General features: G+C 64.9%; 4 protein-coding genes. 2 read left to right on the top strand and 2 right to left on the bottom strand.

Annotated features, from left to right (window positions below; translation table 11 throughout):
• Nucleotides 1-42: 42 nt before the first annotated feature.
• Together AB4Y63_RS15430 and AB4Y63_RS15425 are read right to left on the bottom strand one after the other, a co-directional pair.
• On the bottom strand, nucleotides 43-4797 hold the full coding sequence (locus AB4Y63_RS15430; RefSeq protein ID WP_441792045.1) for a DUF4082 domain-containing protein: 4755 nt from the start codon (nucleotides 4795-4797) through the stop codon (nucleotides 43-45).
• Nucleotides 4798-5153: 356 nt separating this feature from the next.
• A complete protein-coding gene (locus AB4Y63_RS15425; RefSeq protein ID WP_441791948.1) occupies nucleotides 5154-7310 on the bottom strand; it encodes an acyl-CoA dehydrogenase family protein in 2157 nt (718 codons plus the stop codon).
• A gap of 301 nt (nucleotides 7311-7611) precedes the next feature.
• Between AB4Y63_RS15425 and AB4Y63_RS15420 the strand changes: the two genes are divergently transcribed.
• Together AB4Y63_RS15420 and AB4Y63_RS15415 are read left to right on the top strand one after the other, a co-directional pair.
• Nucleotides 7612-7977: a PadR family transcriptional regulator gene (locus AB4Y63_RS15420; protein ID WP_441791947.1), complete on the top strand. Its 366-nt coding sequence runs from the start codon at nucleotides 7612-7614 to the stop codon at nucleotides 7975-7977.
• Nucleotides 7974-9026 carry a hypothetical protein gene (locus tag AB4Y63_RS15415; protein WP_441791946.1) on the top strand — a complete coding sequence of 351 codons (1053 nt, stop codon included), beginning with the start codon at nucleotides 7974-7976 and terminating at the stop codon, nucleotides 9024-9026. Before AB4Y63_RS15420 ends, AB4Y63_RS15415 begins: the two co-directional genes overlap by 4 nt.
• Nucleotides 9027-9111 lie beyond the last annotated feature (85 nt).

The raw sequence follows: 9111 nt of genomic DNA, 5'->3' as shown, positions 1-9111 counted from the left end.
TGCGTGGCCGCTCGGGTAACGGCAACGCTGTTCGGTGATTCGTCATGGCGCCGGAACGAAGAAGACGTCGATCCAGTAGTTGTGGGTAGACAGTTGGTCGGGGAAAGCGGCGCCGTAGCGATAGACGGCTCCGGTGGCGGGCGTGGTCAGCGGGCCAGTGATCACGGGGGCAGTGAGCCCGCCAACTGTCACGGAGTACCAGCCGACAGTGCTGTGATAGCTCGCCCGATACTCAACCCCCGGTTGAATCGTGACGGGTTGGTCGAAGGTCGCGGTTTGCCACCCGGTGGCGGTTTCATTGGCGAAGACAACGTGAGCCAGCATTGCTCCGGTGCTCGACCAGAGGTATCCGTCATGGGTGCCGGTGTTCTGCGTGCCTTTGTAGAAGCGGATACCGGTGATGCTTCCCGCCACCGCCGCCGTGAAGCGGACCCCGACCTGAATCTCACTCTGATCGGCCCAGGCCGGCACGATCGGTGTTGCGTCTGCCGCGAAGATCGACAGCGCGCTCACAGTGGGCGGTTGGGCCGCGCTCGTGAACGACCAGGACCCGCCGGGCACCGCAACAGCGGCGATTGTGGCGGCTGCCGAGTACGAGGTCGACCATGCAAGCGGAGCGGTCGGCACGAAACTGACCGTACGCGTCGCTGCGGAATAGGATGCCGCCCCCGGCACAGATCCGGCGGGGCCGGTCACACTCAGCGAGACGGTGCCGACCGGGTCGGCCGAGAGCTGCGCCGTCACCGTGGTGGTCGGGGCAACACCCGAGGCGCCGGCCGCCGGCGCAGTCGACACGACGGTCACCGGGGTCGGAGTCGGCGTGGGCGTGGGCGTCGGAGTCGGAGTCGGAGTCGGAGTGGGCGTGGGCGTCGGCGTCGGAGTCGGAGTCGGAGTCGGAGTCGGGGTCGGGGTCGGAGTCGGGGTGGGGGGTGACGTCGGCGCTGCCTGAGCGAAGACCACATCCACGAAGTAGTTCGTGGCATTCCAGGTGCTCGTCGGGAAGCCTCCGGCCCCGTAGAGGTAGCGCCCGTTATTGGCCGATCCTGCGGTGAGCGGTCCGTTGATCTTCGGCTGGGCGAAGTCATTCGAGGTGTAGGAGTAGTGGCCGTTGGGAGCCAGGTAGGAGACGACGTAGCTTTGGCCGGCGACCAGGGCGACCGGCGTGCTCAGCTGGGCCGTCTGCCATCCGCTCGCACTCTCACCCGTGAACGTCACCGTGGCCAGGCGGGTACCGGTCGACGACCAGAGCGATCCGGTGTGTGTGCCGGTGTTTCCGCTGCCCTTATAGAACCTGATTGCCGTCACCGTTCCGGCCTGGGCGGTCGAGAACGCCATGCCGAGCTCGACCGAGAGCGAGTCGTCGGTCGCTGCTGCAACGGTGGGGGTTCGGTTGGCGAACAGGGTGAAGACGGTCGACGCCGCAGTCGTGAACGACCAGTTCTGGGTCGGAAGCGCGACCCCCTGCGTCGACATCAGATTGGTCAGGCTGATCGCAATCAGTGCTCCGCCCGGAAGCGCCTGCGCCGGCGTGAAGGTGACCGTCAGCCCGTCAGACGACAGCGCCGTCGATCCGGCCACGGTGGAGCCTCCGGTTGTCGCGGCCAGGGTGTAACCGGGGGCGACGGGTGTCGACAGGCGTACCGAGACGGTCGACGCCGGGTCGACGTTGACGGCGCCGGCCTCCGGGTTCCGGCTGACGACCGTGATCGGATCCGGACCCTGGTTGAAGACGACGTCAACCAGATAGTTCGTCGATGATTGCGAGCCGGGGAATCCGGTCGCATAGGTGAATGCTCCGGCGTTGGTGCCGGCGACAAGCGGACCTCTGGTGATCCCGGCTCCAGCGAACGCACCGGGCGATGCCGACCAGACTCCCGTCGTGTTGGTGTACGACGCGACATATTGGGTGCCGGAGGTGATGGCCACTGGGGTACTGAACGTCACGGTCTGCCAGCCGGAGGTGCTTTCAGCGGTGAAGCTGGCAGTTGCCAATTGCGTTCCGGTCGACGACCAGAGCGTTCCGGTGTGCGGCCCGGTGTTCCCTGAACTCTTATAGAAACGGATGCCTGAAATCGTGCCGTTGGCGGTGCTGGAGAATCGAACGCCCAGCGCGAGCGGCACCCCTTCGGTGACCTCCAGCGTCGTCGGCATGGTCGAATCGGTGAACAACCCGCACGGGCAGATTCCTTCAGTTCCGGCGGCGCGCGCCGTCGTGAACGACCAGGTCTGGCCGGACGTCAGCGACCCTCCGGAGGAGGCGGTGGCGGCGAGAGTGACGGAATAGACGGTGAAGTTGGCCAACGGATTCGTCGGCACGAAAGTGGCGGTGTGAGTGGCGGCGGTGTAGCTGACCGTGCCGGACGCCGCGACGCCGGCCGGATTCTTGACGGTGATCGCGACAGAGGCGGGAACGACGTCCTTGGACAATACGGCGCTGATTGTCGTGTTCGGCGGAACGCTCGACGACCCCGGAAGAGGAGCCTGGCTCATCGCCGAAAGCGGTGAGTTGTCAGACGAGGTGAACATGGCGTCAACGTAATAGTTGCTCTGATCAAAACTATCGGTGGGGAACGCGCCGAGCGACGTGTTGTAGACACCGGCCGGAGCCGCACCGAACCCACCGGCCACGGAGAGCGGTGCCGCGGTCCGGCCGCGATATGCCCACTCGTTGCTTGTCGCAGCATAGTGGCCTTTCGGAACCGAGTACGACACGGTGTACGTCGTTCCGGACGCAACGGCGACGGGTTGAGCGAACGAGGCCGTCTGCCATCCCGAGCCGGTCTCATTGGCGAACGTCACAGTTGCCAGGCGCACTCCGGACGAGTTCCAGAGCGAGCCGGTGTGGGTGCCCGTGTTCGCTGTGCTCTTGTAGAACCGCACTCCGGAGACGAAGCCGCTCTGGGTCGGCATGAACCGCAGTCCGAGTTCGGCCGCGGAGGTGTCCCCGGCGTCCGCGACGGGCGGCGTCTCATTTCCGAACACTGAGAATGGGCCGGTGACCGTCACGGGCAGCGAACTCGGCGACGACGGGTAGTTGCCGCTGTCATCGATGGCACGCGCCCTGATGCTCGCCGCATTGACCCCGTGCTGAATGTAGCTGTAGCTCCACGCCGTGCGCCCGGTCGCGGGGTGCCAGCTGGTGCCGCCGTCGGTCGAAACCTCGACCCCGGCGACAACGCCGCCGACATCGGATGCTGTTCCGGTCACCGTCACTTGGGATCCGTTTGCGACCGAGACACCGGCTGCCGGGGAGCTGAAGACGACGATGGGAGCAGTGTGGTCGGCGCTGGCCGGGCTCGCGACGAGGCCGGCTGTGAGCGTGGCGGGTTGCGCGCCCATGTCAGCGAGCAGGTTCACCTGCGCCTGCTGCATCCGCGGGTCGGCCGGCGCACCAGGCCCATCGTGCTCCTGGTCGAGTCCCCACGTCCATTGCACGGTGCCCGCTGAGAAGACCAACGCGCCGCTGGGCGCGCGGTAGAGCGTGACATGGTGAGTGGTCGTGCCGGCCGCGACGACGTTTCCGAAGTCCTGCAGGTATTGCGGCACAGCCCCGGTCGTCGTGGACAGATTGATCAGTCCGGCCGGCTGGAAGCCGTTGTCGATGTTCTCGTCCGACTCATAGCCGATCGTGTGCGGGGCGAGCGCCGCAGTGGAACCCGCGGCGAGGCTGGCCAGGCTGGTGTTACGCCACAGCCGTGTTTTACCCTCCGCCGCGGAGACCGTCACAGGAAGATCGGAGAAGTTCGACATGTACATCGTGCCGCTGAGCGCATTCTCCGGCACGCCCGCACCGTTGGCCTGTGAGGCGAACCGGGGGTCCCGCCAGGTGCCGGTCCATTCAGCGGCGGGGTCGATTTTCGAGTTTCCCCAGGTCTCTTTGTAGGACACGAGCGTGCGGTAGGCGGTTGCACTCGAGTCGGCCGATGGCTCGTAACGGGTGTGCCAGTACATTTCGTTGCCGGAGAGGAATTGCAGGTTCACCCCGGCATCGCGTGCCGCGGCCACATTGCTCCGTTGGGCCGCCGACCAATACTCGTCGTGGCCGACGGAGAGAAACACCTTGTGGTTCATCAGAGCCCCGCCGAACCGGTCGGTGTCGACACCACTGAAGTACGAAACGTCGTAGCCGTTCTTCTCCAGGAATCGCACCATCGGGTACTCGTTGCTGAAATAGAAGTCGCGTCCGTCCGGGCCACTTCGGGTGGTCACCGGTCGGTTGTAGCTGATCTTGTAAGCCCGGCCGTTCGAGGCACCCTGATAGAAATCAGAGCCACCGTAGGTGTTGTAGGCCTGCCAGGTGGGATCGGATGTCTGGAACAGCACGGCGGAGTGGCTGGCTGTGTTGCGCACGACGAAGGTGATGTGGCTGGAGTTCCCGTTGTCGTTTCTGGTCAACAAGGCGAAGTACACACCGGAAACGGCATCGGACGGAACAGCCCACGACGCCGAGACGTTCCAGTTGCCGCAGTCGTACAACTCGGTGGCGGCATCCGTGATGCACTGGGGCTGCGCTTGCGGGAGCGTGGCAGAAGGAGTGACATCGGCGATCTTTCGGGCACCGAGGCCTTGATACCAACCGGTACGGAAGATCTCAATCTTGTAAGCGTGGGCCGACGTGTCGACCTTGAACTGAACAGCCGTGCCGACGTTCACACTGATGTCGGTCGAGAACCCCTGGATGTCGGAGTCACCGGCGCCACTGATGTCCCAGACCGATGGGTCGGTGCCGGGAAGTGCGTTCTCGCAGAGGATCGGGTTCGCTGCCACACCGCAGCCCGTGGCCGCTTCTGCGGGCATCGCGGTGAAGGCGAGCAGCGAGCTCGAAAACAGCGCAATCACGAGGGTCGCGGATGTCACCCCCCAACGGGAGCGAGGGGAATCCGACTGCCGGGAGGGTCCACCGGGTGTTTCGAAATGCAACGACTGAGACACGATCGCTCCCCGGCACGTGGTCTGCCTGGAGCCGTTCGGGTAACGTCTCCCAGTCGCTGGCACCTCGTCTCGAGTTGCAAACGATGTGAGTGCCGTCCCAGCTGCGAGCGAAAATCAGGGGAAAAGCCAGGTATATCAAACCTGACTTTCGCTCACCTACTGAGATTGGCACAAAAGACCAAACCACACATACCCCCCTAACGAGGGGAGAATTGCGCGGGCTACCGCTTCTTCGACGCCTTCTCATCGATCGGCGCAGTGCCGGAAGCGCGCAGGTCGCGGTAGTAGGCGCGAGCCTCGGCCTGACGCTCCGCCTCGATGCCGCTCGAGATCGGGGCACGCAGGTGTTCCTGCGAGTAGCCGAAAGCGTCGACGAGATCTTGGGCGTGCGGGCGGATGCGGGCGATCAGCCGGTCGATGTATGCGGTGAGCGCCACGGCCCGCTGAGCCGACAGACGCCCGTTGATCAGGTACCAGGAGAGGTGCTTCTCGATCAGGCCGAGCCCGAACAGATCGCGCAGCCAGGTCAGCACCTGCTTGGTGCCGGCATCCGTCGTCGCATCGACAGCGCGTGTGAAGGCCTCCCACTGCAGCAGTTCACCATGAGCGCGCGCCGCTTCGATCAGCTGATTCTGCTGGGAGTTGAACAGGTCCGCCGCCTGCTTCTTCGGAAGCTTGCTCGCCGGACGCAGCACGGTCGCCGCAGCAGCGATCATGCTCTCGACCCGGTCAGTCAGCAGCTCACGCTGCACGGCGGTCTCTCGCAGCGCGCCAACGGATCGCGCCGTGGAGCCTCGGTCGGAAACGTTCTGGGTGAGACGGCGCAGGCCCGTGCCGTTGAAGGCACGGTCGGCGGCGTTCTTGACAACGTAGCGGGCAAGGGCACCGACATCCGCCGAGGCGAACTGCTTGCTGTAATCGGTGAGCAGGCGCTTGGCCACGAGCTGCAGCAGCACATTGTTGTCGCCCTCGAACGTGGCGTACACGTCGAGGTCGGCACGCAGCCCGACGAGGCGGTTCGCGGCGATGAAACCGGCTCCCCCACAGGCTTCGCGCGCCTCCTGAAGGGTGTCGAGTGCGTGCCAGGTTGAGAGCGGCTTGAGCACTGCGGCCAAGGTCTCGAGGTCTTGGCGGTCGTCGTCGGTGTCGGCCTTGCCACTGAACACTTCGTCGAACTTCACCAGGAACTCGTCGTGAGCGAACGTGGCCGCATACGTGGTGGCCAAGCGCGGCAGCAGCCGGCGCTGGTGCCGCTGGTAGTCGAGGATGACCTCTTCATCGGTGTCGCTGCCGGCCGTGAACTGGCGGCGCTGACCGGCGTAGGTGATGGCGATCGTGAGGCCGAGCGCGGACGCCGCAACCGCCGAGCCGTCGAGTGACACCCGGCCCTGCACCAGGGTGCCGAGCATGGTGAAGAAGCGTCGGCCGGGGCTGTGGATCGAGCTCGTGTAGCTGCCGTCGGGGGCAACGTCGCTGTAGCGGTTGAGGAGGTTTTCGCGTGGAATCCGCACGTTCGTGAAGTGCAGACGACCATTGTCGATGCCGTTCAGGCCACCCTTCAATCCGTCGTCTTCCCCTCCGATCCCGGGCAGAAAGTCGCCGTTCTCGTCGCGGATCGGCGTGTAGAAGGCATGCACGCCGTGGTTCACGCCCTGCGTGATCAGCTGGGCGAAGACGACGGCGGCGATCCCGTCGTTCGCCGCGTTGCCGAGGAACTCTTTCCAGGCAGCCTTGAACGGCGTGTGAATGACGAACTCTTCGGTGTCGGGGTCATAGGTGGCGGTCGTGCCGATGCTCGCGACATCCGAACCGTGACCGATCTCGGTCATGGCGAACGCCCCGGGAGTCTTGAGGCTCATGATGTCGGGCAGGAGGGCGTCGTGGTGCTTCTGGGTGCCGAGGTGCAGCACGGCGGCGCCGAACAGGCCCCACTGCACGCCGCCCTTGATCTGCAGGCTCGGGTCGGCGGTGACGAGTTCTTCGAAGCCGGCAATGTTTCCGCCATGGTCGTCGTGGCCGCCGACGGAGGCCGGGAAGGCGCGGTGCACGTGGCCGTTGTCGGCGAGGACCTGCATCTGGGCGAAGACGCGGGCGCGGTGCTCGGGCATCGACTGGCCTTCGATGCGCTGCATCTCGGGCTGCGCGGTGAGTTTGCGGGCGGCGAGACGTACGTCGGCCCAGGTGCCGAGGAGCATGCGGCCGAGCTGCTCGAGGTCGACGTGCGGCGCGGTCGGGTCGCCGGCAATCTTGATCGGGCCGGTGTTGACGTTCGGGTCGACGGCCGCGGTTGTGCTGGCCGTCTTTTCGGTGCCTGAGGCAGCGGAGGCCGCTGCCGACTTGGGGGAACGGGGGGCGGGGCGCTGTGCGGTATCAACCATCGTCGGTCCTCTTCTTTCACGCGGTGCTGTCGTTGCCTGCTGTGCACCCACGTTAGGCGCGGCTCGAACGCGGCGGAAATAGTGCGTGAGACGGCGACAAAGAAGTATGCCGTGCGCGGCATCCGTTCTGTAGGTTTCCTCAGGTCGACGAGTCTGAGCAGGTCGTACTTCTACAAAACGGATGCCGTACGAGGGGCCAGGATCGCCTGCCCGGCCACTGCTCTGACGCACGACACGCTAGTTCGCGCGCCACACTACTGTGCAGTGCGTGCTACCGTGACTGCAGATTGAGGGAGGCCGAATGGATACAACACAGTTGTTGAAGGGCGTGCTGGATGTCGCGGTGCTCGCGGTGGTTCAACATGAGGATGGGTACGGCTACGACATCGTGCGGCGGCTACGCGACGCCGGGCTCGGCGAAGTGGGTGACGCCTCGGTGTACGGCACACTGCGCAGACTCTATGCGGCGGGCGCGCTGTCGAGCTACGTGGTGCCGTCCGAGGACGGCCCTCATCGCAAGTACTACGCGATAAACCCGGAAGGCACCCAGATGCTCGCCCAACAGCGGCAGATCTGGGGGCACTTCGCGACGGCGATGACGCAATTGCTGGCCGAACCCGCGCCTCTACAGAAACCTGTGATTCGGAAGATTGGGGAGAAGATATGAGCGACACCGCGACACTCTTGGACGCCGAGGTAGCGGCCTTCGCCGCCGCGATCCGGACGTATCTCGATGATCTTCCGGCTGAGGATGTTGACGATCTGACGGGCGGCCTCGAGGCCGATCTCTTGGAGCAGGCTTCTGACCAGGACGGAGCTTTGACGCTCGGCGACCCCGAGCTGTACGCCGCAGAGTTGCGCGCTTCAGCGGGGTTTTCTGAGCGCCGTGCCTTGGTTCCGCCGAAGCGGCGGTGGCGCGATCACGCTGCCGATGCGCGTGAGGAATTTGTGCGGCGGGTTCGGGCAACACCGGTTGGGGCGTGGCTCATTGACTTCTTTGTCGCGTTGCGTCCGGTGTGGTGGCTGCTCCGCGGTTGGGCGATTTATCAGGCGGCCACGTTCTTCTTCGGGTCACGTCCGCTCAGCACCGCCGGACTACCCCTTCTTCTCGCTGCCGTCGTTGTCAGCGTTCAGTGGGGGCGGGGAAAATGGGTGCCGACACCCTGGCTGAGAATGGTGCGGACTCTCGTCAGCATCATCAGCATCATCGCACTGCCGTTCATGCTCGCCGTCGTTTTCAACGATGTCAGGGTCCACTATTCCGCCAGTTCGTCACCTTCCCCAGATCTGGACGGGCTCTGGATTGATGGCAACAGGGTGGGCAACATCTTTGCCTACGACGCCAATGGCGATCCGCTGACCGGTGTGCAGCTCTTCGACCAAGCCGGTGACCCGCTCACAACCGTCGGCTCCGCATATGTTGGTCAAAACTATGACCAAACCTATTACTCGGGGAACAGCCTCTCGACCGTGCCGTTTGCCGGGGCCTATGGCGGCCGCGGCTGGAACGTGTTCCCGCTTCAGGTTGTGAAAGATCCCCACGGCGGCGAACCGAACGTGGAGAAAGCGAAAGCCGCGGCAGCCCCCTTTGCGAAGGTGCCGCCTCTCCCGGAAACTCGAACGCCCGCGCCGACATCTGAGCCGACGCCTACTCTCGCGCCACCAACGGTGACCGATTCGACTCAGCCCGCCGCCGAGCAGCAGCCGACGCAATGACCAAGCAGGAGCGCATCCTCTTCGTCGACATCACGTATCTCGTCACCGAAGCTCTCGAAGCTCTCGGACGGGAGAATCAGGCGCT

Source organism: Leifsonia sp. YAF41 (genome assembly GCF_052113185.1).
Lineage (GTDB): Bacteria > Actinomycetota > Actinomycetes > Actinomycetales > Microbacteriaceae > Cryobacterium.
Note: the sequence above shows the minus strand (reverse complement) of the source record. Positions and strands in the feature narration are given on the sequence as shown.

Bases quoted from the DNA above. Each gene is read 5' to 3' on its own strand.
- AB4Y63_RS15430 (WP_441792045.1), bottom strand. From the start codon at position 4,797: ATGCCCGCAGAAGCGGCCACGGGCTGCGGTGTGGCAGCGAACCCGATC.
- AB4Y63_RS15425 (WP_441791948.1), bottom strand. From the start codon at position 7,310: ATGGTTGATACCGCACAGCGCCCCGCCCCCCGTTCCCCCAAGTCGGCA.
- AB4Y63_RS15420 (WP_441791947.1), top strand. From the start codon at position 7,612: ATGGATACAACACAGTTGTTGAAGGGCGTGCTGGATGTCGCGGTGCTC.
- AB4Y63_RS15415 (WP_441791946.1), top strand. From the start codon at position 7,974: ATGAGCGACACCGCGACACTCTTGGACGCCGAGGTAGCGGCCTTCGCC.